General features: G+C 60.3%; 19 protein-coding genes. 11 read left to right on the top strand and 8 right to left on the bottom strand.

Features of this window, described 5'->3' with window-relative positions; all coding sequences use genetic code 11:
• Nucleotides 1-4 precede the first annotated feature (4 nt).
• Complete coding sequence (locus tag HBO41_RS02105) at nucleotides 5-997, top strand: serine O-acetyltransferase (protein ID WP_017134751.1); 993 nt, start codon at nucleotides 5-7, stop codon at nucleotides 995-997.
• A 2-nt stretch (nucleotides 998-999) separates the two neighbouring features.
• Nucleotides 1,000-1,731 (top strand): alanyl-tRNA editing protein, encoded by a 732-nt coding sequence (locus HBO41_RS02110; protein ID WP_099548796.1) that lies wholly within the window; start codon nucleotides 1,000-1,002, stop codon nucleotides 1,729-1,731.
• Nucleotides 1,732-1,793: 62 nt separating this feature from the next.
• Here HBO41_RS02110 and HBO41_RS02115 read toward each other — a convergent pair whose 3' ends face one another.
• Nucleotides 1,794-2,642, bottom strand: a complete 849-nt coding sequence (locus HBO41_RS02115; RefSeq protein ID WP_169984976.1) for a hypothetical protein — start codon at nucleotides 2,640-2,642, stop codon at nucleotides 1,794-1,796.
• Between the two features lie 390 nt (nucleotides 2,643-3,032).
• On the opposite strand from HBO41_RS02115, the gene HBO41_RS02120 reads away from it, so the two are divergent.
• Together HBO41_RS02120 and HBO41_RS02125 are read left to right on the top strand one after the other, a co-directional pair.
• Entirely contained in the window at nucleotides 3,033-4,778 is a 1,746-nt protein-coding gene (locus HBO41_RS02120; protein ID WP_169984978.1) for an ABC transporter permease subunit, read from the top strand.
• Between the two features lie 14 nt (nucleotides 4,779-4,792).
• Nucleotides 4,793-6,115 (top strand): AAA-associated domain-containing protein, encoded by a 1,323-nt coding sequence (locus HBO41_RS02125; protein ID WP_017134747.1) that lies wholly within the window; start codon nucleotides 4,793-4,795, stop codon nucleotides 6,113-6,115.
• A 144-nt stretch (nucleotides 6,116-6,259) separates the two neighbouring features.
• Here HBO41_RS02125 and prpD read toward each other — a convergent pair whose 3' ends face one another.
• From prpD to HBO41_RS02155, 6 genes are all read right to left on the bottom strand, one after another.
• Nucleotides 6,260-7,744 carry a 2-methylcitrate dehydratase gene (gene prpD, locus HBO41_RS02130; protein ID WP_169984980.1) on the bottom strand — a complete coding sequence of 495 codons (1,485 nt, stop codon included), beginning with the start codon at nucleotides 7,742-7,744 and terminating at the stop codon, nucleotides 6,260-6,262.
• 200 nt (nucleotides 7,745-7,944) lie between these two features.
• Nucleotides 7,945-9,135: a 2-methylaconitate cis-trans isomerase PrpF gene (prpF, locus tag HBO41_RS02135; RefSeq protein ID WP_017134745.1), complete on the bottom strand. Its 1,191-nt coding sequence runs from the start codon at nucleotides 9,133-9,135 to the stop codon at nucleotides 7,945-7,947.
• Nucleotides 9,136-9,145: 10 nt separating this feature from the next.
• Nucleotides 9,146-11,740: a Fe/S-dependent 2-methylisocitrate dehydratase AcnD gene (gene acnD / locus HBO41_RS02140; protein ID WP_169984982.1), complete on the bottom strand. Its 2,595-nt coding sequence runs from the start codon at nucleotides 11,738-11,740 to the stop codon at nucleotides 9,146-9,148.
• A gap of 183 nt (nucleotides 11,741-11,923) precedes the next feature.
• Complete coding sequence (prpC, locus tag HBO41_RS02145; RefSeq protein WP_169984984.1) at nucleotides 11,924-13,051, bottom strand: 2-methylcitrate synthase; 1,128 nt, start codon at nucleotides 13,049-13,051, stop codon at nucleotides 11,924-11,926.
• A gap of 42 nt (nucleotides 13,052-13,093) precedes the next feature.
• Nucleotides 13,094-13,987 carry a methylisocitrate lyase gene (prpB, locus tag HBO41_RS02150; RefSeq protein ID WP_017134742.1) on the bottom strand — a complete coding sequence of 298 codons (894 nt, stop codon included), beginning with the start codon at nucleotides 13,985-13,987 and terminating at the stop codon, nucleotides 13,094-13,096.
• On the bottom strand, nucleotides 13,984-14,697 hold the full coding sequence (locus HBO41_RS02155) for a GntR family transcriptional regulator (RefSeq protein WP_017134741.1): 714 nt from the start codon (nucleotides 14,695-14,697) through the stop codon (nucleotides 13,984-13,986). The genes prpB and HBO41_RS02155 overlap by 4 nt, the downstream gene beginning before the upstream one ends.
• Before the next feature lie 272 nt (nucleotides 14,698-14,969).
• On the opposite strand from HBO41_RS02155, the gene HBO41_RS02160 reads away from it, so the two are divergent.
• The 6 genes from HBO41_RS02160 (at nucleotide 14,970) to HBO41_RS02185 (ending at nucleotide 20,442) form a co-directional block, all read left to right on the top strand.
• Nucleotides 14,970-15,503: an ATP-dependent zinc protease gene (locus HBO41_RS02160; protein ID WP_017134740.1), complete on the top strand. Its 534-nt coding sequence runs from the start codon at nucleotides 14,970-14,972 to the stop codon at nucleotides 15,501-15,503.
• A gap of 5 nt (nucleotides 15,504-15,508) precedes the next feature.
• Nucleotides 15,509-17,041, top strand: a complete 1,533-nt coding sequence (locus HBO41_RS02165) for an inactive transglutaminase family protein (RefSeq protein WP_017134739.1) — start codon at nucleotides 15,509-15,511, stop codon at nucleotides 17,039-17,041.
• Nucleotides 17,041-18,027: an alpha-L-glutamate ligase-like protein gene (locus HBO41_RS02170; protein WP_017134738.1), complete on the top strand. Its 987-nt coding sequence runs from the start codon at nucleotides 17,041-17,043 to the stop codon at nucleotides 18,025-18,027. Before HBO41_RS02165 ends, HBO41_RS02170 begins: the two co-directional genes overlap by 1 nt.
• Nucleotides 18,028-18,212: 185 nt before the next feature.
• Nucleotides 18,213-19,556 (top strand): aminodeoxychorismate synthase component I, encoded by a 1,344-nt coding sequence (gene pabB, locus HBO41_RS02175; protein ID WP_169984986.1) that lies wholly within the window; start codon nucleotides 18,213-18,215, stop codon nucleotides 19,554-19,556.
• Between the two features lie 227 nt (nucleotides 19,557-19,783).
• Nucleotides 19,784-20,086, top strand: coding sequence for a type II toxin-antitoxin system HigB family toxin (locus HBO41_RS02180; protein ID WP_099548789.1), 303 nt, complete (start codon nucleotides 19,784-19,786; stop codon nucleotides 20,084-20,086).
• The gene (locus HBO41_RS02185; protein WP_017134735.1) at nucleotides 20,086-20,442 is read left to right on the top strand and encodes a type II toxin-antitoxin system HigA family antitoxin; all 357 of its coding nucleotides are present in this window, start codon (nucleotides 20,086-20,088) and stop codon (nucleotides 20,440-20,442) included. The genes HBO41_RS02180 and HBO41_RS02185 overlap by 1 nt, the downstream gene beginning before the upstream one ends.
• 109 nt (nucleotides 20,443-20,551) lie before the next feature.
• Here the strand turns inward: HBO41_RS02185 and thrH are convergent, their stop codons facing one another.
• Nucleotides 20,552-21,169, bottom strand: a complete 618-nt coding sequence (gene thrH / locus HBO41_RS02190) for a bifunctional phosphoserine phosphatase/homoserine phosphotransferase ThrH (protein WP_017134734.1) — start codon at nucleotides 21,167-21,169, stop codon at nucleotides 20,552-20,554.
• A gap of 151 nt (nucleotides 21,170-21,320) precedes the next feature.
• On the opposite strand from thrH, the gene HBO41_RS02195 reads away from it, so the two are divergent.
• Nucleotides 21,321-22,055, top strand: coding sequence for a phosphoadenylyl-sulfate reductase (locus HBO41_RS02195; protein WP_017134733.1), 735 nt, complete (start codon nucleotides 21,321-21,323; stop codon nucleotides 22,053-22,055).
• The last annotated feature ends 77 nt before the right edge of the window (nucleotides 22,056-22,132 follow it).

Here is a 22,132-nt window from a genome sequence, read left to right on the forward strand (position 1 = left end):
CTCCATGGGGGGCTTTATCGACATGCAACAGCTGCACGATGAGTTGCTCACTCACCTCATCCAGACCCTGACGCCTGCGCAGATGAAGCAGTTGGAGCCGCATTTGGCGCCATTGATCCAGAACGCCGCCCAGGCCGTGGCAGAGGACTTGATTGCCTATGCCTATCGCGACCCGGCGTCCCGTGGGCGTGGCGAACTGATCCTGGAATCCTACGCGTCGTTCAAGGCAGTGCTGTTCTACCGGCTGGCACACTTGGTGTGGAATTTTCCCGACCCGGCCAACGGTGTGTTTTCACGCATGGCTCTCAAGCTCAGCAACCAGGGCAAAATCCTCTCCGGCGCCGAAATCCACCCCGCAGCCCGCATTGGCCGGCGCTTTGTGCTGGATCACGGCTTCGGCACCGTGATCGGCGAAACCTGCGAGATCGGTAACGATTGCTACATCCTCTGCGGCGTGACCCTCGGCGCCCGAGGCATTGCCAATAATCCGGACGGCAAACGCCACCCGCGCCTGGGCAATAACGTCGAGGTCGGCTCCGGCGCCCGTGTGCTGGGCTATGTGCTGATTGGCGACAACGTGTTTATCAGCCCTTCGTGTGTGATCACCCAGGATGTGCCGGCGGGCACCAAGGTCAAGGTGGTCAACCAGATCCAATTACAAAAGAATGCCGAATCGGATCACAGCAATTACCTGGGGGCTTTCGCGCTGGATGAGCGTTTGCACGTGGTTGGCGAAGTCAGCGCCAGCCACAAGGTCACGGTGCTGGATGCCGACTTTCACCCTTTGCAGGGGCTGCTGCTGGAGCCCACGGTGAAGGAGCGCCATCACTTGCAGTTTCGTCTGCGTCGCCTGGATACCGGCGACCATCTGCCACGCTTGCCGCTGAACCTGAAAGTCTGTGGCCCCGAATTTGAGATCACCCTGCTCTCCCCGCCTGGCTTGAGCGCAATGGTACGTCACCTGCTGCAAGCCAGCCCACTGATCGTCGGAGGTTGAACATGTCCGTGCATACCATGGAAACCCTGGCGCTGTTTGACAGCGCGCCCTACCAGAACGCCTTCAGCGCCCGGGTGATTGCCGTCAGTGAACAAGGCATTGCCCTGGAACACACGCTGTTCTACCCCACCGGCGGTGGGCAACCGGGCGACACCGGGCACCTGACCCTGGCCGACGGCACGCGGGTCAACGTGACCGGCACCGTGCGCGACCCGGTGTTGCGCTCGATCATCTGGCACCAGGTTGAACACTGCCCCGAGCAATTGGCGGCGGGCGTGCAGGTGGATGCCGGCCTGGATTGGGAACGGCGCTACCAGCACATGAAGATGCACACCTGCCTGCACCTGCTGTGCTCGATCATTGATGCGCCCGTCACCGGCTGCAGCATCAGCGCAGACAAAGGCCGCCTGGATTTCGATTTACCGGAAATGACCCTCGACAAGGACAGCATCACCCGCGACCTTAATGCCTTGATCGAACAAGCCCATGCCGTGAAGACCCTGTCGATGCCCGCCTCGGAATACTCGACCCTGCTGCAGATCACCCGCACCCAGGCGGTGGCGCCACCGGTCATCCAGGGCTCGGTGCGGGTAATAGAAATCGCCGGGATCGATATCCAGCCGTGCGGTGGCACCCACGTGATCAATACCGAAGAAATCGGCCGGGTGTTCTGCGAAAAAATCGAGAAGAAGAGCAAGCATAACCGCCGGGTGATCCTGCGGTTTGAGGGATAAATTACGTGAGTCGGCCAAGCGTGGGCGCTGGAGACCCACGCTTGCCGAAGTGAAGCCAAGCCTTACTGCTTCGCCTCATCAAGGTGCTTTTTCAACACTTGAACCTGTTCCTCAAGCAATGAAATTTGTGTGCTGTAGTAGGACTTCATCTCAGCAATACCCGCTTCGATACTAGCGTTGTCCACCCTGAATTGATCAGCGGTGGGCAGTGCCTGCGTGGGTGACTCGTTGGTCGGATCTGCCGGCTCATCGCTGGTGGTCATAATGGACTTATCCGCTGGCGCCGTTGGCGCCTGGGTTTCAGGTTTGGTCATCGTCTTGACGTGCTCAGTCATACTTTTAAGCTCCTTGCCCAACGCTTCAAAGGCCTCTTTCATCTGCTGCATGAGCTCGCCGATATCATCGCGCAACTGCGTATTTAGCTTGAGCGCCTCCTCAAGCTCTTGATCCTGGGCAACTTCAGTTGTCCGAGCGTCTTGAACAACCTGCTTAACCGACTCTTGAGGTGTTTGAGGCAGTTCTACGGGGGCCTCGTCGGTGTCTTTGCATGGAGCACTCAGTTGCTCACGCAGTTCGACAATATCGTTTTTAAGATTGACGATTTTCTCCTGGCACTCGGTGATAAACGCCTTGAAGTCGATCAGGAGCTGGTTATTTTTACCCAACAACTCCAGGGTCTCAGCCTGTGGGCCGACCTTATGCAATTGCGGCTGGTTAACGAGGGTGTTGTGGCTCGAAAACTGACCGCGTTGCTCTGCCGTCACGGGCGGCCGAGGAGCCGCAGCATCGCCCTGTGTGTCGACACCCGTTGAGGTATCGGCCATGTTTTTCTGACGAAGGGGCTGCGAATATTGCGACGCCTCGTGGCCCGTTGGGTAGTTCGTTTGTGGCCGGGTATTTACGCTATTCATAGGGTGCTTTCTCAAATCCAGACAGTGCTGAGTTGTGGGTTGGCAGAGACTTGCTGCGACAAGTGATCTGACCCATTGATTGGCATTTATCTGAAAGCGGTTCCCGGGATACAGGATGTGTGGGTAGCTAATTATGTCGGCAGCACAATCAGTCTTTTCCTGAAGGTTGATCAACGCAGGCAAAACCGGTGCCCAAGCCGCAGTTCGTACAGGAAACTGACAGCAAATTTATGTGCTTGTAACATTCAGAAACGTACAATCCCGCCAGCAATGCATCGTTGCCCCTGACTCACGAAAACAGCGCCCGTCCCTCCCGGTGGGGCATTCGTGCAGCAGCTAAGCTCACTCCCATTACGCCCCTGAATCTGAACGCTGCAGGACTGAATGCCTATGAACAAAGTGTTCCGCGATTACCTGCCGGCATCCACCCTGCGCTTACTGCCCAACCTCTGGGACCTGGTCGCGCTGCCGCTGGTGATCGGCTTTCTGCTGTTTTTCTCCCTTACCGCGCGGGAAACCTGGGCGCCCATCGCCACGTTGCAAAGTGAAGTCATCTCCCTCGACCCGGCCAACCTGCCGGAATACGCGATGCGCACCACGATGCGCATGCTCGCGGCCATGGTCGCGGCGCTGGTTTTTACCCTGCTGTACGGCACCCTGGCCGCCAAAAGCCGACGTGCTGAAAAGCTGCTGGTGCCGGTGCTCGATATCCTGCAATCGGTGCCAGTGCTCGGCTACATCTCATTCACGGTGACGTTCTTTCTGCTGCTGTTCCCTGGGCGCGTGCTCGGCGCCGAGCTCGCGGCGATCTTTGCGATCTTCACCAGCCAGGCCTGGAACATGACGTTCAGCTTCTATCAGTCGCTGCGCATGCTGCCCCACGATTTGGTAGAGGTGTCGACCAACCTGCGGCTTTCCGGCTGGCAGAAGTTCTGGAAGCTCGATGTGCCGTTCGCCATGCCGGGGCTGGTGTGGAACATGATGATGAGCATGTCCGGCGGCTGGTTCTTCGTGGTTGCCTCCGAAGCCATCACCGTCGGCGACAAGACCATCACCCTGCCGGGCGTAGGTTCGTACCTGGCCTTGGCGATCGCCCAGAAAGACCTGCACGCCGTGGGTTACGTGATTTTGGCGATGATTGTGGTGATCCTGCTGTACGACCAGTTGCTGTTCCGCCCGTTGGTGGCCTGGGCTGACAAGTTCCGCATGGAAACCACCGCGTCCCAGGGCGCTGCGCCACAATCCTGGCTGCTGAACCTGATCCAGCGCACGCGCATCGTGCAACGCAGTCTGCGCCCTATTACCCGCACCTTCAGCCGGATCGGCAACAAACGCTTCAGCCTGGCGGGCGGTGCGCTCAAGGCGTTGCCGGCAGAAACACCGGCGGCGTCAAAAGTGATCGACTGGGTGTGGGGCACGTTGATTGCGTTGCTGGCCGCGTATGCGCTGTACCACATCGTGCAATACGTCGGCACCGAAGTGACCTTCGCCGAAGTCGGCCACGTGTTTGTACTGGGCCTGATCACCTTGCTACGCGTGGCCGGGCTGATTCTGATCGCCTCGCTGATCTGGGTGCCTTTAGGCGTAATGATCGGCTTGCGCCCTGCACTGGCGGAAAAAATCCAGCCGCTGGCACAGTTTCTCGCGGCTTTCCCGGCGAACCTGCTGTTCCCGGTGTTTGTGATCGTGATCCTGCACTACAACCTCAACCCGGATATCTGGCTGAGCCCGCTGATCGTGCTGGGCACCCAGTGGTACATCCTGTTCAACGTGATTGCCGGCGCCAGTGCCTTCCCCAATGACTTCAAGGAAGCCGCCGCCAACTTCCGCATCCGTGGCTGGCTGTGGTGGCGCAAGGTGATGCTGCCGGGGATCTTCCCCTATTACGTCACCGGCGCCATTACCGCCTCGGGCGGTGCCTGGAACGCCAGCATCGTGTCCGAGTACGTGTCCTGGGGCCAGGACAATGTGGTCGCCCATGGGCTGGGCGCCTACATCGCGCAAACCACCGCGGCCGGCGACTTCCCGAAAATTGCCCTGGGCGTGGTGGTGATGTCGATCTTCGTGGTGGCGTTCAACCGCGCAGTCTGGCGGCCGATGTACGCCATCGCTGAAAACAAACTTCGTCTGAATTGATGGGATTCGCCGTGATGACTACCTACACCGAAAACACTGCCGATACCCCGCAAATCTACTCGCTGAAAAACGTCAACCGGGTGTTCGGCAAAGGTAAAGACGAGCTGCAAGTGCTCAGCGGCGTCGACCTGAGCCTGCACGAGGGTGAGATCGTCGGCATGCTTGGCCGTTCCGGCTCGGGTAAATCCACCTTGCTGCGCATCATCGCCGGGCTGATCCAGCCATCATCCGGCGAAGTTCGCTACAACGGCGCGCCGCTCAACGGCCCGGCCGAAGGTGTGGCCATGGTGTTCCAGACCTTTGCCCTGTTCCCCTGGCTTACCGTGCTGGAAAACGTCGAAGCCGGCCTGCAAGCCTTGCAAGTCGAGCGCAAGGAAACCCGCCGGCGCGCCTTGGCCGCCATCGACTTGATCGGCCTCGACGGGTTTGAAAACGCTTACCCGCGCGAACTCTCCGGCGGCATGCGCCAGCGCGTGGGGTTTGCCCGTGGCCTGGTGGTCAACCCGACGCTGTTGCTGATGGATGAGCCCTTCTCGGCCCTCGACGTGCTCACCGCCGAAACCCTGCGCACCGACCTGCTGGACTTGTGGAGCGGCAAACAGCTGCCGATCAAGTCGATCCTGATCGTGACCCATAACATCGAAGAAGCAGTGCTGATGTGCGACCGTATTCTGGTGCTGTCATCCAACCCCGGCCGCGTGGTCGCCGAGATCAAGGTGCCGTTCGCGCACCCGCGCAACCGCCTGGACCCGACGTTCCGGCAAATGGTCGACGACATCTACGCACTGATGACCGACCGACGCAGCGCCGATGCCAGCCGTGGCATACCCGAGCTGAAAATGGGCAGCCTGCTGCCGGAGGTATCCACCAACCTGATGGCCGGCCTGATCGAAACCCTGGCCGCCGAGCCTTACAACGGCCACGCCGGCTTGCCGACCGTGGCCGAACGGCGCTTGCTGGAAGTCGATGACCTGTTCCCGGTGGCCGAGATGCTCGAGCATTTGGGTTTCGCTGAACTCAAGGGCGCGGACATCACCCTCACCGACGCCGGCAAGCTGTTCGCCGACTACGGCACGCAAGAGCGCAAAACCCTGTTCGCCGAGCACTTGATCAAACACGTGCCTCTGGCCGCGCGGATTCATCAGGTATTGCTTGAACGCAGCGGGCACCGTGCGCCACGGGTGCGTTTTGAGCAGGAGCTGGAAGACTCGATGACCGAAGCCTTTGTGGAGAAAACCCTGGAAAGCGTGGTGGCGTGGGGGCGTTATGCGGAGATTTTCTCCTATGACGACCATACCGAGACATTCAGCCTGGATGATGTGGAAGGCAGTATGTAATGGACCTAATGGGAGCTGGCTTTTGTGGGAGCTGGCTTGCCTGCGATGCAGGCGACTCGGTGTTTCTGAAGTACCGAGGTGATGCTATCGCAGGCAAGCCAGCTCCCACACAAGCTAGCTCCCCAGTTAGCTTTTTGGTGTTTGTCAGATCACAAACAGGTCCACAAACCGATTCACCGGCGTAGCCTCAAGCCGCGCCTGATCCTTGCACAACGCAAAAATCTCGCCACTGCGCTGCGCGGTAAACCGCGTGGCCAGGTTGGCTTTGAACTTGTCCTCCAGCAATGGAATGCCATCCACCCGACGGCGGCGATGCCCAATCGGGTACTCCACCGCGACCTGCTCAGTGTGGGTACCGTCCTTGAAAAACACCTGCACGGCATTGGCGATAGAGCGCTTGTCGGCCTCCAGGTATTCCCGGCTGTAGCGCAAGTCCTCAACGACCTCCATCTTTTCGCGCAGCTCATCGATGATCGGGTGCGCCGCGTGGAATTCATCCTCGTACTGCTCGGCCACCAGATTGCCGAACGCCAACGGCACCGCAGTCATGTACTGCAGGCAGTGGTCGCGGTCGGCGGCGTTAGCCAGCTTCCCGACTTTGGAAATGATGCGAATCGCCGACTCGTGGGTGGTGATCACAATGCGTTCGATTTCATGCAGACGATCCTTGACCAACGGGTGCAAGGTCACCGCCGCTTCACAGGCTGTTTGCGCGTGAAACTCGGCCGGGAAGCTGATTTTGAACAGCACGTTTTCCATCACATAGGTGCCATAAGGCTGGGACAGGCTGAACGCGCGCTTGTCCTCAGGCTTGAGCGCCAGGTCTTTATTGGTGTGGCTGAACAGCACGTCATAAAAACCCCATTGCGGCGCGCTCAGCACACCGGGGATGCCCATCTCGCCGCGCAGCGCGATATCCGCCAGGCGTACGCCACGGCTCGATGCATCCCCGGCCGCCCAGGATTTGCGCGAGCCGGCATTCGGCGCATGGCGATAGGTGCGCAGCGCCTGTCCATCGACAAACGCGTGGGACAACGCCGACAGCAGCTGTTCACGTTTGGCGCCCATCAGCTTGGCGGTGACCGCCGTGGAGGCGACTTTCACCAGTAACACATGGTCGAGGCCGACGCGGTTGAAGGAATTTTCCAGGGCAATCACGCCCTGGATTTCGTGGGCCATGATCATCGCTTCCAGCACCGCACGCACGGTCAGTGGCGCATCGCCGCTGGCCACGCGTTTTTGCGACAGGTGATCGGCCACGGCGAGGATGCCGCCGAGGTTATCCGAAGGGTGGCCCCATTCGGCGGCGAGCCAAGTGTCGTTGTAGTCGAGCCAGCGCACGATGCAGCCGATGTCCCAGGCGGCTTTGACCGGGTCCAGACGCAATGAAGTGCCCGGCACACGCGCGCCGAACGGCACGACGGTGCCTTCCACCAGCGGCCCCAGGTGCTTGGTGCACTCGGGGAAGCGCAGGGCCAGCAGGCCGCAACCGAGGGTGTCCATCAGGCAATTGCGTGCAGTGTCCAACGCGTCGCGGGAATCGATGCGGTAATTGAGGACGTAGTCGGCAATGTCCTGCAGGACCTGGTCGTAGTCGGGGCGGTTATTCTGGTCGACGTTGGCGCTCATGGCAGTACTCCAAAGTGGGTTGGGGTTAGTCCTCGGGCTTACGGTTATTGGAAAGCAGATCTTGGGTGTCTGCCTTGAAATAGAGAATCACCTGTGGGAGCCGGGCTTGCCCGCGATGGCATCACCTCGGTTCATCTGAAACACAGAGGTGATGCCATCGCAGGCAAGCCAGCTCCCACACAAGCCAGCTCCCGCAAGGGTTAGAACGCGTCGCCGGGCACGCGCACGAAGCCTTCCATCAACACCCGTGCGCTGCGGCTCATGATGGCTTTTTTCACCACCCATTCGCCGTTCACCTGGGTGGCTTCGGCACCGACGCGCAAGGTGCCGGACGGGTGCCCGAACCGCACCGCGTTGCGCTCGACACCACCGGCCGCGAGGTTGACCAGGGTGCCGGAAATCGCCGCCGCCGTGCCAATCGCCACCGCCGCCGTGCCCATCATCGCGTGGTGCAACTTGCCCATGGACAGTGCGCGCACCAGCAAATCCACATCACCGGCCTTGATTGCCTTGCCACTGGAGGCCACGTAATCCAAAGGTTTGGCCACAAACGCGACCTTCGGCGTGTGCTGGCGCTGGGCGGCTTCGTCCAGGTGTTTGATCAGGCCCATGCGCAACGCGCCATAGGCCCGCACGGTCTCGAACATTGCCAGGGCCTTCGGGTCGCTGTTGATCGCGCCTTGCAGCTCGGTGCCGGTGTAGCCGAGGTCTTGGGCGTTGATGAAAATCGTCGGGATACCGGCGTTGATCAGCGTCGCCTTGAAGGTGCCGACACCCGGTACTTCCAGGTCGTCGATCAGGTTGCCGGTGGGAAACATCGAGCCACCGCCGCCCTCTTCTTCCGCTGCCGGGTCCATGAACTCCAGCTGCACTTCGGCAGCCGGGAAGGTCACGCCGTCGAGCTCAAAGTCGCCGGTTTCCTGCACCGCGCCGTCGGTGATCGGCACGTGAGCGATGATGGTCTTGCCGATATTGGCCTGCCACACCCGCACCACCGCCACACCGTTATGCGGCACGCGGGCCGGGTCAACCAGGCCGGCGCTGATGGCAAACGAACCCACCGCCGCCGACAGGTTGCCGCAGTTGCCGCTCCAGTCGACAAACGGCTTGTCGATGGAGACCTGGCCAAACAGGTAATCCACGTCGTGATCGGCCCGGGTACTTTTGGCCAGGATCACGGTTTTGCTGGTGCTGGAGGTTGCACCGCCCATGCCGTCGATCTGCTTGTCGTAGGGGTCGGGGCTGCCGATGACCCGCAACAGCAAGGCGTCACGGGCGGCACCCGGCACCTGCGCCGACTCGGGCAGGTCCTTGAGGCTGAAAAACACGCCCTTGCTGGTGCCGCCACGCATGTAGGTGGCGGGGATCTTGATTTGCGCTGCGTGTGCCATGGTTATCCCCTTAAGCCGTCGCCGCCGATTCCAGGAAGTCCTGGGCAAACCGTTGCAACACGCCGCCCGCCTCGTAGATCGACACTTCTTCGGCGGTGTCCAGGCGGCACGTCACCGGCACTTCGACACGTTCGCCATTCTTGCGGTTGATCACCAGCGTCAGTTGCGCACGCGGGGTGCGTTGGCCGACCACGTCATAGGTTTCGCTGCCGTCAATCTTCAGTGTGTGGCGGTCGGTGCCCGGCAAAAATTCCAGCGGCAACACGCCCATGCCTACCAGGTTGGTGCGGTGGATGCGCTCAAACCCTTCGGCGGCAATCGCCTCCACACCGGCCAGGCGCACGCCCTTGGCCGCCCAGTCGCGGGACGAGCCCTGGCCGTAGTCGGCGCCGGCAATGATGATCAGCGGCTGCTTGCGCTCCATGTAGGTTTCGATGGCTTCCCACATTCGCGTGACCTGGCCTTCGGGCTCGATACGCGCCAGGGAACCCTGCTTGACCTTGCCGTTTTCCACGACCATTTCGTTGAACAGCTTCGGGTTGGCGAAGGTTGCGCGCTGCGCGGTCAAGTGGTCGCCGCGATGGGTCGCGTAAGAGTTGAAGTCGACTTCCGGCAGGCCCATTTTCGCCAGGTATTCGCCGGCGGCGCTGTCGAGCATGATCGCGTTGGACGGCGACAGGTGGTCGGTGGTGATGTTGTCCGGCAGTACCGCCAGCGGGCGCATGCCCTTGAGCGGCCGCGCACCCGCCAACGCACCTTCCCAGTAGGGCGGGCGGCGGATGTAGGTGCTTTGCGGGCGCCAGTCGTACAGCGGCGCGACTTTGGGGCCGGTGTCTTCGTGGATCGCGAACATCGGGATGTAGACGGCGCGGAACTGCTCCGGTTTGACCGACGCCTTGACCACAGCGTCGATTTCTTCGTCGCTTGGCCAGATGTCTTTCAGGCGGATTTCCTTGCCGTCGGCATCCAGGCCCAGCACATCCTTTTCGATGTCGAAGCGGATGGTACCGGCAATCGCATAGGCCACCACCAACGGCGGCGAAGCCAGGAACGCTTGCTTGGCATACGGGTGAATACGCCCGTCGAAGTTGCGGTTACCCGACAGCACGGCAGTGGCGTACAGGTCGCGGTCGATGATTTCTTGCTGGATCACCGGGTCGAGTGCGCCGGACATGCCATTGCAAGTGGTGCAGGCAAAGGCCACCACGCCGAAGCCGAGTTTTTCCAGCTCATGGCCAAGGCCGGCTTCTTCCAGGTACATGGCCACGGTTTTCGAGCCCGGCGCCAGCGAGGATTTGACCCACGGTTTGCGCGTCAGCCCCAGCTGGTTGGCATTACGTGCCAGCAAGCCTGCGGCAATCACGTTGCGCGGGTTGCTGGTGTTGGTGCAACTGGTAATGGCGGCGATGATCACCGCGCCGTCGGGCATTTGCCCCGGCACTTCATCCCACTGACCGGAGATGCCTTGGGACGCCAGATCGCTGGTGGCAACACGCGCATGCGGGTTGCTCGGGCCGGCCATGTTGCGCACAACACTGGACAGGTCGAAGGTCAATCCACGCTCGTATTGCGCGCCCTTGAGGTCATCGGCCCACAGGCCGGTGTGGCGGGCGTATTGCTCGACCAACGTGACTTGTTCGTCTTCGCGGCCAGTGAGTTTCAGGTAGGCGATGGTTTGCTGGTCGATGTAGAACATCGCGGCGGTAGCGCCGTATTCCGGGGCCATGTTGGAGATGGTCGCGCGGTCGCCCAGGGTGAGTGCCGAAGCGCCTTCGCCGAAAAACTCCAGCCACGCACCCACGACTTTCTGTTTGCGCAGGAACTCGGTCAGCGCCAGCACCATGTCGGTGGCGGTGATGCCCGGTTGCAGCTTGCCCGTCAGTTCCACGCCGACGCTTTCCGGCAGGCGCATCCACGAGGCGCGGCCGAGCATCACGCTCTCGGCTTCAAGGCCACCGACGCCGATGGCGATCACGCCCAAGGCGTCTACGTGCGGGGTATGGCTGTCGGTGCCGACACAGGTATCGGGGAAGGCCACACCGTCACGCACCTGGATCACCGGAGACATTTTCTCCAGGTTGATCTGGTGCATGATGCCGTTGCCCGGCGGGATCACGTCGACGTTCTTGAAGGCCTTTTTGGTCCACTCGATAAAGTGAAAACGGTCTTCGTTGCGACGGTCTTCGATGGCGCGGTTTTTCTCGAACGCCTGCGGGTCAAAACCACCGGCTTCGACGGCCAGCGAGTGGTCGACGATCAGTTGGGTCGGCACCACCGGGTTGACCTGCGCCGGGTCACCGCCTTGCAGGGCGATGGCATCGCGCAGGCCGGCAAGGTCGACCAGCGCGGTTTGGCCGAGGATGTCGTGGCACACCACGCGCGCCGGGAACCACGGGAAATCCAGGTCGCGTTTGCGTTCGATCAGTTGGCTCAGGGAAGCGTTGAGGGTGGCCGGGTCGCAGCGGCGCACCAGGTTTTCGGCGAGCACGCGCGAGGTGTACGGCAAGGTGGCATAGGCGCCGGGCGTGATTGCCTCGACAGCCGCGCGGGCGTCGAAGAAATCCAGGCGGCTGCCGGGCAGCGGTTTGCGAAATTCAGTGTTCATCGTCAGGACTCGGTCACGGTAGGTTCACAAGGCGAACTGTCGACACTGGCCTGGCTCTCTGTGGGAGCTGGCTTGCCTGCGATGGCATCACTGCGGTGTGACAGGTACACCAGGGTGATGCGATCGCAGGCAAGCCAGCTCCCACAGAAAAGCACATAGGCCAATGTGCCTGGTTCATGCCACTCAGCGACGTTCGATTGGCACGAACTTGCGCTGCTCAACGCCGATGTACTCGGCGCTTGGACGGATGATGCGGTTGTTGGCGCGCTGCTCGAACACATGCGCAGCCCAGCCGGTCAGCCGTGAGCACACGAAGATCGGCGTGAACAGCTTGGTCGGGATGCCCATGAAGTGGTACGCCGAGGCATGGTAGAAGTCAGCATTGGGGAACAGCTTTTTCTGTTCCCACATGGTCTTGTCGATGGCTTCGGAGACCGGGAACAACACTTTGTCGCCGACCTCATCCGCGAGTTGTTTCGCCCAGCCCTTGATCACTTCATTACGCGGGTCGCTGTCTTTGTAGATCGCGTGGCCAAAGCCCATGATCTTGTCTTTGCGCGCCAGCATGCCGAGGGTGCCTTCGACGGCTTCTTCGGCCGAACCGAAACGCTCGATCATCTCCATCGCGGCTTCGTTGGCGCCGCCATGCAACGGACCGCGCAGCGAGCCGATAGCGGCGGTCACGCAGGAATACAGGTCGGACAGGGTTGAAGCACACACGCGGGCGGTGAAGGTTGAGGCGTTGAATTCGTGCTCGGCGTAGAGGATCAGCGACACGTTCATGACTTTTTCATGCAACGCGCTGGGCTTCTTGCCATGCAGCAGGTGCAGGAAGTGGCCGCCGATGCTTGGCTCGTCGGTCACGCAGTCAATCTTTTTGCCGTCGTGGCTGAAGCGATACCAGTAGCACATGATTGCCGGGAAAGCGGCGAGCAGGCGGTCGGTGACATCGTGCTGCGTGCTGAAGTCTTTCTCGGGTTCGATATTGCCCAGGAACGAGCAACCGGTGCGCATCACGTCCATAGGGTGGGCGTCGGCAGGAATGCGTTCCAGCACTTCTTTAAGCGCTTGCGGCAGGTCGCGCAGTTTGCTGAGTTTGGCGCTGTAAGCGGCCAATTCGGTTTTGCTCGGCAACTCGCCGTAGAGCAGCAGGTAGGCGACCTCTTCAAATTGCGCATCGGCGGCCAGTTCACGCACGTCATAGCCGCGATAGGTCAAGCCGGCACCGGCCTGGCCGACGGTAGACAGTGCGGTCTGCCCGGCCACCTGGCCACGCAGGCCGGCACCACTCAGTACTTTTGCTTCAGCCATGGTTCTTCTCCAATTTTGTAGTTATTCAGGGAGGCGCGTTCGTTACTTTTTCGCGGCGAACAGCGCGTCGAGCTTCTGCTCGAAGGTGTGGTAGTCGATGCGATCGTAAAGCTCCATGCGGGTTTGCATGGTGTCGATGACGTTCTGTTGCGTACCGTCGCGACGGATCGCGGTGTAGACGTTCTCGGCAGCCTTGTTCATGGCGCGGAAAGCCGAGAGCGGGTACAGCACGATGGAAACATCGGCAGATTTCAGTTGATCGACTGTGTAGAGAGGGGTTGCACCGAACTCGGTGATGTTGGCCAGGATCGGGGCCTTTACCTTTGAGGCGAAGAGCTTGTACATCTCCAGCTCAGTGATGGCTTCCGGGAACACCATGTCGGCACCGGCTTCGATGCAGGCGGCGGCACGCTCCAGGGCCGACTCCAAGCCTTCAACCGCCAGCGCGTCGGTGCGCGCCATGATCACGAAGCTGTCATCGGTGCGCGCGTCTACGGCGGCCTTGATGCGGTCGACCATTTCCTGCTGGGACACGATTTCTTTGTTCGGGCGATGCCCGCAACGCTTGGCGCCGACCTGGTCTTCGATGTGGATGGCGGCGGCGCCGAACTTGATCATCGACTTGACGGTGCGCGCCACGTTAAAGGCCGAGGAGCCGAAACCGGTGTCGACGTCGACCAGCAGCGGCAGGTCGCACACGTCGGTGATGCGACGTACGTCGGTGAGTACGTCGTCCAGGCCGGTGATGCCCAAGTCCGGCACGCCCAGGGAGCCGGCAGCTACGCCGCCGCCTGACAGATAAATCGCCTTGAAACCGGCACGCTTGGCCAGCAGCGCGTGGTTGGCATTGATTGCGCCAACCACCTGCAAGGGCTGTTCGCTGGCAACGGCGTCACGAAAACGCTGGCCTGGAGTGGTTTTATTGTTGGAACTCATGACTCACCTCGTGATGAAGGAGCGCCGTCCGGGAAATGACGGGCAATATTGCGTTTGGAAGCGCCGATATGGCGGCGCATCAACAACTCGGCCAGTTCACCGTCGCGATCGGCAATCGCGTCAAGAATGCGGTGATGCTCGGCAAAAGCCTGGCGTGGACGATTCGGGGTGGCGGAGAACTGGATGCGGTACATGCGCACCAATTGGTACAGCTCGCCGCAGAGCATTTGGGTAAGGGTGCGGTTACCGGCGCCTTGAATTATCCGGTAATGAAAATCGAAGTCGCCCTCCTGCTGGTAGTAGCCCAGGCCCGCCTGAAACGCTTCGTCGCGCTCATGGGTGTGCAACACCTGGCGCAGCTCTTCGATTTCGGCGTCGGTCATGCGCTCGGCGGCCAGGCGGCAGGCCATGCCTTCCAGGGACTCGCGGATTTCATACAGTTCGATCAGCTCGGCATGGCTCAAGGACACCACTCTTGCGCCCACATGAGGCACACGCACCAGCAGGCGCTGGCCTTCGAGGCGGTGGATAGCCTCACGCAACGGGCCACGGCTGATGCCATAGGTGCGCGCCAGTTCCGGTTCGGAGATCTTGCTGCCGGGAGCGATTTCACCCTTGACGATGGCGGCCTGGATACGCCGGAAGACGTTCTCTGACATGGTCTGGGAATCGTCTTGCGACACCACCGGCGTTTCCAGCTGATCCAGCATATTGTCGACACCTTTAAAAGCAATGTCGCAAAAACTAGCCAATCAAGCCTTATTAGTCAAAGAATAAATCCACATTGTCGACAATCGTCTAATAACCCTTGCCGCACCTTCGCTGGGCATGGCCGCCTGCCAGCGCTGGCGCCAGAAAAGCATCATGTTAGAATGCCCGCCGCTTTTGCCTGACATCACTTGATGAAACGGCGCACGAGGGAGTTTGCGCAGCAATGCCAGTCGCCTTGAATTAAACATCGCACTGCACCGCGTCAGGATCTATGAGACTCAAGCCCTTCCTTCTTATTTGCCTACTGTGCATACCTGGCCTTGGCGTTGCCGCCGAGAAGACCGTGTATGGCCTGAATGAATACGCCAAATTGGCCGGCATCGACCTGGAAGTCGCCGCCAAACTCGACACCGGCGCCAAGACTGCCTCGTTGAGCGCCCGCGATATCAAGCGTTTCAAGCGCGACGGCGAATCCTGGGTACGCTTTTATCTCGCCATCGACACCGCCCATTCCCACCCCATCGAACGCCCCCTGGCCCGCGTCAGCAAGATCAAGCGCCGCGCCGGTGACTACGACCCCGATGAGGACAAGAACTACACCGCCCGCCCAGTGATCTCCCTGGATATCTGCATGGGCACCGCTTTACGCAGCATCGAAGTGAACTTGACTGACCGCAGCGCCTTCCAATACCCGCTGCTGATCGGCTCCGAAGCGTTGAAACGCTTTGATGCGCTGGTCGACCCCAGTCTTAAATACGCAGCGGGCAAACCCGCCTGCGCCGCCGACGCTCATACCGCCGAGTAAACCGAATGCGCTCTCTGACCCTGCACCTGAGAATCCTGATCACCATCCTGGTGGTGTTGGGTATTTCGGTCACCGCCTATCAGATTTTCGTGCTGGGAATTCCCGTCACCGAAGACGCCACCGACGACCTGTGGAACATCGACGCCAAGGTCGAGTTCGTCGCCAACCCCAAGGACCCGGTGAAGATCTCGATGTTCGTGCCGCCCCTGAGCCGCGACTTCGTCAGTCTCAATGAAAGCTTTATTTCCAATAACTACGGCGTGAGCGTCAACCGCACCGACGGCAACCGCAAGGTCACCTGGTCGGCGCGCCGGGCCAAAGGCAAGCAGACCCTGTATTACCGCCTGGTGCTGACCAAGCGCTACAGCGGTGAAAAGGTCAAGGTCAAAGGCCCGACCTTCCGTGACAGCATCGCTGTGGAAGGCCCGGAAAAAATCGCCGCCGAAGCCCTGCTGGCGCCGATCCGCCAGCATTCGGCCGACGTCGAGACCTTTATCACCGAGGCGATCAAGCGCACCAACAACCTCAACGACGACAATGTAAAGCTATTGCTGGCGGGCGACCCGTCCACGCCACACAAAGCCAAGATCGTCGAACTGTTGCTGTCCATCGCCCATGTGCCGGTGGAAAAAGTCCACACCATCCGGCTAGTCGCCGACCAGCCGCAAACTCCGGAACTGTGGTTGCGCAGCTTCAACGGCAATGACTGGCTGTACTTCAACCCGGAAACCGGCGAGCAAGGCCTGCCGTCCGACCGGCTGCTGTGGTGGACCGGCGATGAAAACCTGATCACGGTGGATGGCGGCAAGAAGGCCGCAGTGACCTTCAGCCTCAACAACAGCGAGATGAACGCGATTCGCCTGGCCAAGCTGACGGACGAAAACACCGACGCCAATTTCCTCGAATACTCGTTGTACGGCCTGCCGCTGCAAACCCAGCAAACCTTCATGATCATGGTAATGATCCCCATCGGCGTGCTGGTGATTCTGATCCTGCGCAACCTGATCGGCCTGCAAACCCTGGGCACCTTCACCCCGGTACTGATCGCCCTGGCGTTTCGCGAGACGCAATTGGGCTTCGGCATTGCGCTGTTTACTATCATCACCGCGCTGGGCCTGTCGCTCAGATCGTACCTGGAACACTTGAAGCTGCAGATGCTGCCGAGGCTCTCGGTGGTGCTGACCTTTGTGGTGGTGCTGATTGCGGCCATCAGCCTGTTCAGCCACAAGCTGGGCCTGGAACGCGGGTTGTCGGTAGCACTGTTCCCGATGGTGATTCTGACCATGACCATCGAGCGCCTGTCGATCACCTGGGAAGAACGTGGCGCCAACCATGCGTTGAAAGTGGCCGTGGGCACACTGTTCGCCGCCGCCCTGGCGCACATCATCATGAGCGTGCCGGAGCTGGTCTACTTTGTGTTCACCTTCCCGGCCATCCTGTTGATCCTGGTGGGTTTCATGCTGGCCATGGGTCGCTATCGCGGCTATCGCCTGACCGAGCTGGTGCGTTTCAAGGCCTTCCTCAAGGCTGATTCGTAATGTTCGGCTTCTGGAAAACCTGGAAGGCCCTCGAAGCGCGAGGGATCATGGGCATCAACCGGCGTAACGCCGACTACGTGCTCAAGTACAACAAGCGCAGCCTGTACCCGATCGTGGATGACAAGATCATCACCAAGGAACGGGCGATTGCGGCGGGCATCCATGTGCCCGAGATGTACGGGATCATTTCCACCGAGAAGGAAATCGACAAGCTCGACGAGATCATCGGCGGGCGCAGCGACTTCGTGATCAAACCGGCCCAGGGTGCCGGCGGTGATGGCATCCTGGTGGTAGCCGACCGGTTTGAAGGGCGCTACCGCACGGTGTCCGGCAAGATCATCAGCCATGAAGAAATCGAGCACCAGATCTCCAGCATCCTCACCGGTTTGTACTCCCTGGGCGGCCACCGCGACCGCGCACTGATCGAATACCGCGTGGTGCCCGACCAGATCTTCAAGAGCATCAGCTACGAAGGCGTGCCGGATATCCGCATTATCGTGCTGATGGGCTACCCGGTGATGGCCATGCTGCGTCTGCCGACCCGCCAGTCCGGCGGCAAGGCCAACCTGCACCAGGGCGCGATTGGCGTGGGTGTGGACCTCGCCACCGGCCTGACACTGCGCGGCACCTGGCTGAACAACATCATCACCAAACACCCCGACACCACCAACGCGGTGGATGGCGTGCAGCTGCCCAACTGGGACGGGTTCATGAAGCTCGCGGCCGGCTGCTATGAGCTGTGCGGGCTGGGCTATATCGGCGTGGACATGGTGCTGGACCAGGAAAAAGGTCCGTTGATCCTGGAGCTGAATGCGCGACCGGGGCTGAATATCCAGATCGCTAACGACTGCGGTTTGACGTTGCGTACCCATGCGGTTGAAGCGCGACTGGACGAACTCAAAGCGGCTGGCGTGACCGAAACTGCGGAAGAACGGGTGAAGTTTGTGCAGGAAATGTTTGGGCATATTCCTGCGGTAGAAGGCTGATGGCCTCATCGCAGGCAAGCCGGCTCCCACATGAGAACGCGATCAACCAGTGGGCGCTGGCTTGCCTGCGATAGCTTTCTGACAAGCAACACCTCTATCCAGCTATCACCGACATCCCCTCTAGGACCAAACCCTTCAGGGGACTACAATCGCCACCCCCACGCCAACGGCTGATCCACCCTGCAATGTCGACCTGCTCCGTACACCCGCTGCCCTACCGGGCCAACCCCGCCGACTACTTTGCGGCGATTCGTCATGCCCCTGGCGCAGTGCTGCTCGACAGTGGCCGCCCGGCTGCCGAACGCGGGCGTTATGACTTGCTCAGCGCCTGGCCGCGAGCGACATTGACGGTTGCGCCTGACGAAAGTGGCGGTGATTTCCTGCAACGCTTGCGGACCAACCTGACGCAGTTGGGCGAAGCGGATCTGCCTGCAGGTTATGCGCTGCCGTTTGCTGGCGGCCTGATTGGCTACTTGAGTTATGACTTTGGCCGGCACTTGGAGCAAATGCCTGATTGGGCTGTGGATGACCTGCACCTGCCGGATGCGCGCTTCGGGCTGTATGCCTGGGCGCTGATCAGCGATCACCAGGCACAGACCAGCCAGTTGGTCTTTCACCCCACGTTGGCCGACAGCGAACGGCTGCGGTTGGTCAACCTGTTCGGGCAACCTGCTGCTGAATCATCTGACACCTTCAAGCTCAACGGTCCCATGGCACCGGAGCTCACGCCCGAGGCCTACCGACAGGCCATCGCGCGTATTCAGGACTACATCCAGGCGGGCGACTGCTACCAGGTCAACTTTGCGCAACGTTTTCGCGCGCCCTGTAGCGGCGATCCCTGGGTGGCGTATTGCGCGTTGCGCGAGGCCTGCCCTACCCCGTTTTCCGGGTTTCAGAGCCTGCCCGATGACGGCGCGGTACTCAGTCTGTCGCCGGAACGATTCGTGCAGATCAGCAAACGCCAGGTCGAAACCCGCCCAATCAAAGGCACCCGCCCGCGGGGTTTGACGCCTGAAGAAGACGCCGCCAACGCCGCCGAACTTCTGGCCAGCCCCAAGGATCGCGCCGAAAACCTGATGATCGTCGACCTGCTGCGCAACGATCTCGGCCGCACTTGCCGCACCGGCTCGGTGAAAGTGCCAGAGTTGTTCAGCCTGGAAAGTTATCCCAATGTGCACCATTTGGTGAGCAGCGTGACGGGGGTGCTGGCCGACGACAAAGACGCCCTCGACCTGATCGCCGGCAGCTTCCCTGGCGGCTCCATCACCGGCGCGCCGAAGATTCGCGCAATGCAGATCATCGATGAGCTGGAGCCGACCCGACGCGGGTTGTACTGCGGCTCGCTGGTGTATCTGGATGTACGCGGCGAGATGGACAGCTCCATCGCCATCCGCAGTTTGCTGGTCAAGGATGGGCACGTGAACTGCTGGGGCGGTGGCGGGATCGTGGCGGATTCGGAGTGGGAGGCGGAGTATCAAGAGTCGCTGACCAAGGTGCGGATCTTGTTACACACTTTGGAAAACCTGTAGCACCCCGCCTTTCCTGGCGCTCGTACGCGGCGCCCAGCGACAGAAAAAACCTGAATCAGAATGGCTGTGGACGCAGTATGAGCGGGCGGATAGCGTCCGGTTCAGACCGTCCACCCGCCACCTGTGAAGGATCACATGAAGCGAATGCCTACTCGTCAGAAATTATTTCCGGGATTGCATCTCACACGAACCCCACCTAATATCTCCCAAACTGGGAGGGAGCAGCGATGCGGATAATCGCCCTCTCTACCCTAAGGACATTCTGGGAAAGCCATCGCGCTTATACCGATGCCAAGACACCGCTGGTCGAACTGTATCGCCATATGGAGAGGACCACTTACACAACGCCACAGGCACTCAAGGCAGAGCTTGGAACGGCGAGCATTCTCAAGGGCGGCAGAGTTGTTTTCAACGTGGGCGGCAACAAGTATCGAGTGATCATGGCGATCGACTATCAACGACAGCTGGGGTTCGTGCGTTTCGTGGGAACCCATATGCAGTACGACCAGATAAACGCGGAGACCGTGTGATGAACATCAAACCTATTCATTCCCAGGAAGACCTGACCGCTGCGCTTGTGCGTGTGGAGCAGCTCTGGGGCGCGGACATTGGCTCGCCAGAGGGTGACGAGCTGGAAATTCTTGCCGTGCTTATTGAGAAATACGAGGCGGAACACTTTCCCATGCCGCCTTCGGACCCGGTGGAGGCGATCAGATTTCGCATGGAGCAATTAGGCATGACTGCCCGTGATCTGGAGCCCTTTATCGGCACCAGTGGGCGGGTGTCAGAGGTGCTGAACCACAAGCGCAAGCTGAGCCTGTCGATGATCAAGCGGCTGCATGAAGGCTTGAGCATTCCATATGAGCGGTTACTGGCCGGGGTTTAGGCAGTGGCCGCACGGGCCTCATCGCAGGCAAGCCAACTCCCACAGGTTGACCGCATTCAGTGTGGGAGCTGGCTTGCCTGCGATGGGGCCATCAACAGCGCTGAGTCACTTACAGGCTCAACTGCCGATTCGACGCCTTGATGAACGCTTTCTTCAAGTCCTCAAAGGTATGCACCGCAGGAAACTGCGGGAACTCGCGAATCACGTTTTCTGGCGCATGGAACAGAATCCCACGGTCAGCTTCACCCAGCATCGTGGTGTCGTTGTAGGAATCGCCAGCGGCGATCACGCGGTAGTAAAGGGTCTTGAACGCCAGCACGGATTGGCGCTTAGGGTCTTTCTGACGCAGTTGATAGCTCACCACTCGATCATTTTCATCAGTGATCAGGCGGTGGCACAACAAGGTCGGGAAACCCAGCTGGCGCATCAACGGCTGGGAGAATTCGTAGAAGGTGTCCGACAGAATCACCACCTGGAAGCGTTCGCGCAACCAGTTGACGAACTCGATGGCGCCGTCCAGCGGCTTGAGGGTCGCGATTACTTCCTGGATATCGGCGAGTTTGAGGCCATGCTCGTCAAGAATGCGCAGACGCTGCTTCATCAACACGTCGTAATCGGGAATGTCACGGGTGGTTGCCCGCAGGGATTCAATACCGGTTTTTTCGGCGAAGGCGATCCAGATTTCCGGAACCAGTACCCCTTCCAGGTCGAGACAGGCAATTTCCACAAGACACTCCTATTGGATGTTGTTAGTTGAGCGAGCAAAAGGACTGCCGAACTCTAGCGATTCAAGCGCGGCGCCGCAACGCAGAGCGGATTTTGATACCATCACTCCCCTATAGAGCGCTCAGCGCCACTGACCTGTAGGAACCGTCCTGATGAACCAAGCCTTCGACGTCGCTGAACTCGCCGCGACTTATGCCAACAAATCCGCTCAGGACATTCTCAAGCTGGCATTCAGCCAGTTTGGTGATGACCTGTGGATTTCCTTCAGCGGTGCCGAGGATGTGGTGCTGGTCGATATGGCTTGGAAGCTGAACAAGAACGTCAAGGTGTTCAGCCTCGACACCGGCCGTCTGCACCCGGAGACCTACCGGTTTATCGAGCAGGTGCGCGACTTCTACAAAATCGACATCGAGCTGATCTCGCCGGACCAGAGCAAGCTGGAACCCTTCGTCAAGGAAAAGGGCCTGTTCAGCTTCTATAAAGACGGCCATGGTGAATGCTGCGGCGTGCGCAAGATCGAACCGCTGCGGCGCAAACTGTCCGGCGTAAACGCCTGGGCCACCGGCCAACGGCGCGACCAAAGCCCCGGCACCCGCAGCCAGGTGGCGGCGCTGGAGATCGATACAGCGTTCTCCACCCCGGAGCGCACCCTGTACAAATTCAACCCACTGGCGCAGATGACCAGCGAGGAAGTCTGGGGCTACATCCGCATGCTGGAGCTGCCCTACAACAGCCTGCATGAGCGCGGTTTTATCAGCATCGGCTGCGAGCCCTGCACCCGCCCGGTATTGCCTAACCAGCATGAGCGCGAAGGCCGCTGGTGGTGGGAAGAAGCCACGCAGAAGGAATGCGGGCTGCATGCCGGGAATATCATCAGCAAGGCTTGAGGGCTGACGCGGTAAAAATGTGGGAGCGGGCTTGCCCGCGATTGCGGTGGAACAGTCACTTATAAGTCGGCTGAGAG

The sequence above is a fragment of the Pseudomonas sp. WS 5146 genome (assembly GCF_012985495.1).
Taxonomy (GTDB): Bacteria; Pseudomonadota; Gammaproteobacteria; order Pseudomonadales; family Pseudomonadaceae; genus Aquipseudomonas; species Aquipseudomonas edaphica.

Coding starts and splice junctions, on each gene's coding strand:
- HBO41_RS02105 (WP_017134751.1), top strand. CDS start 5: ATGGGGGGCTTTATCGACATGCAACAGCTGCACGATGAGTTGCTCACT.
- HBO41_RS02110 (WP_099548796.1), top strand. CDS start 1,000: ATGTCCGTGCATACCATGGAAACCCTGGCGCTGTTTGACAGCGCGCCC.
- HBO41_RS02115 (WP_169984976.1), bottom strand. CDS start 2,642: ATGAATAGCGTAAATACCCGGCCACAAACGAACTACCCAACGGGCCAC.
- HBO41_RS02120 (WP_169984978.1), top strand. CDS start 3,033: ATGAACAAAGTGTTCCGCGATTACCTGCCGGCATCCACCCTGCGCTTA.
- HBO41_RS02125 (WP_017134747.1), top strand. CDS start 4,793: ATGACTACCTACACCGAAAACACTGCCGATACCCCGCAAATCTACTCG.
- prpD (WP_169984980.1), bottom strand. CDS start 7,744: ATGAGCGCCAACGTCGACCAGAATAACCGCCCCGACTACGACCAGGTC.
- prpF (WP_017134745.1), bottom strand. CDS start 9,135: ATGGCACACGCAGCGCAAATCAAGATCCCCGCCACCTACATGCGTGGC.
- acnD (WP_169984982.1), bottom strand. CDS start 11,740: ATGAACACTGAATTTCGCAAACCGCTGCCCGGCAGCCGCCTGGATTTC.
- prpC (WP_169984984.1), bottom strand. CDS start 13,051: ATGGCTGAAGCAAAAGTACTGAGTGGTGCCGGCCTGCGTGGCCAGGTG.
- prpB (WP_017134742.1), bottom strand. CDS start 13,987: ATGAGTTCCAACAATAAAACCACTCCAGGCCAGCGTTTTCGTGACGCC.
- HBO41_RS02155 (WP_017134741.1), bottom strand. CDS start 14,697: ATGCTGGATCAGCTGGAAACGCCGGTGGTGTCGCAAGACGATTCCCAG.
- HBO41_RS02160 (WP_017134740.1), top strand. CDS start 14,970: ATGAGACTCAAGCCCTTCCTTCTTATTTGCCTACTGTGCATACCTGGC.
- HBO41_RS02165 (WP_017134739.1), top strand. CDS start 15,509: ATGCGCTCTCTGACCCTGCACCTGAGAATCCTGATCACCATCCTGGTG.
- HBO41_RS02170 (WP_017134738.1), top strand. CDS start 17,041: ATGTTCGGCTTCTGGAAAACCTGGAAGGCCCTCGAAGCGCGAGGGATC.
- pabB (WP_169984986.1), top strand. CDS start 18,213: ATGTCGACCTGCTCCGTACACCCGCTGCCCTACCGGGCCAACCCCGCC.
- HBO41_RS02180 (WP_099548789.1), top strand. CDS start 19,784: ATGCGGATAATCGCCCTCTCTACCCTAAGGACATTCTGGGAAAGCCAT.
- HBO41_RS02185 (WP_017134735.1), top strand. CDS start 20,086: ATGAACATCAAACCTATTCATTCCCAGGAAGACCTGACCGCTGCGCTT.
- HBO41_RS02195 (WP_017134733.1), top strand. CDS start 21,321: ATGAACCAAGCCTTCGACGTCGCTGAACTCGCCGCGACTTATGCCAAC.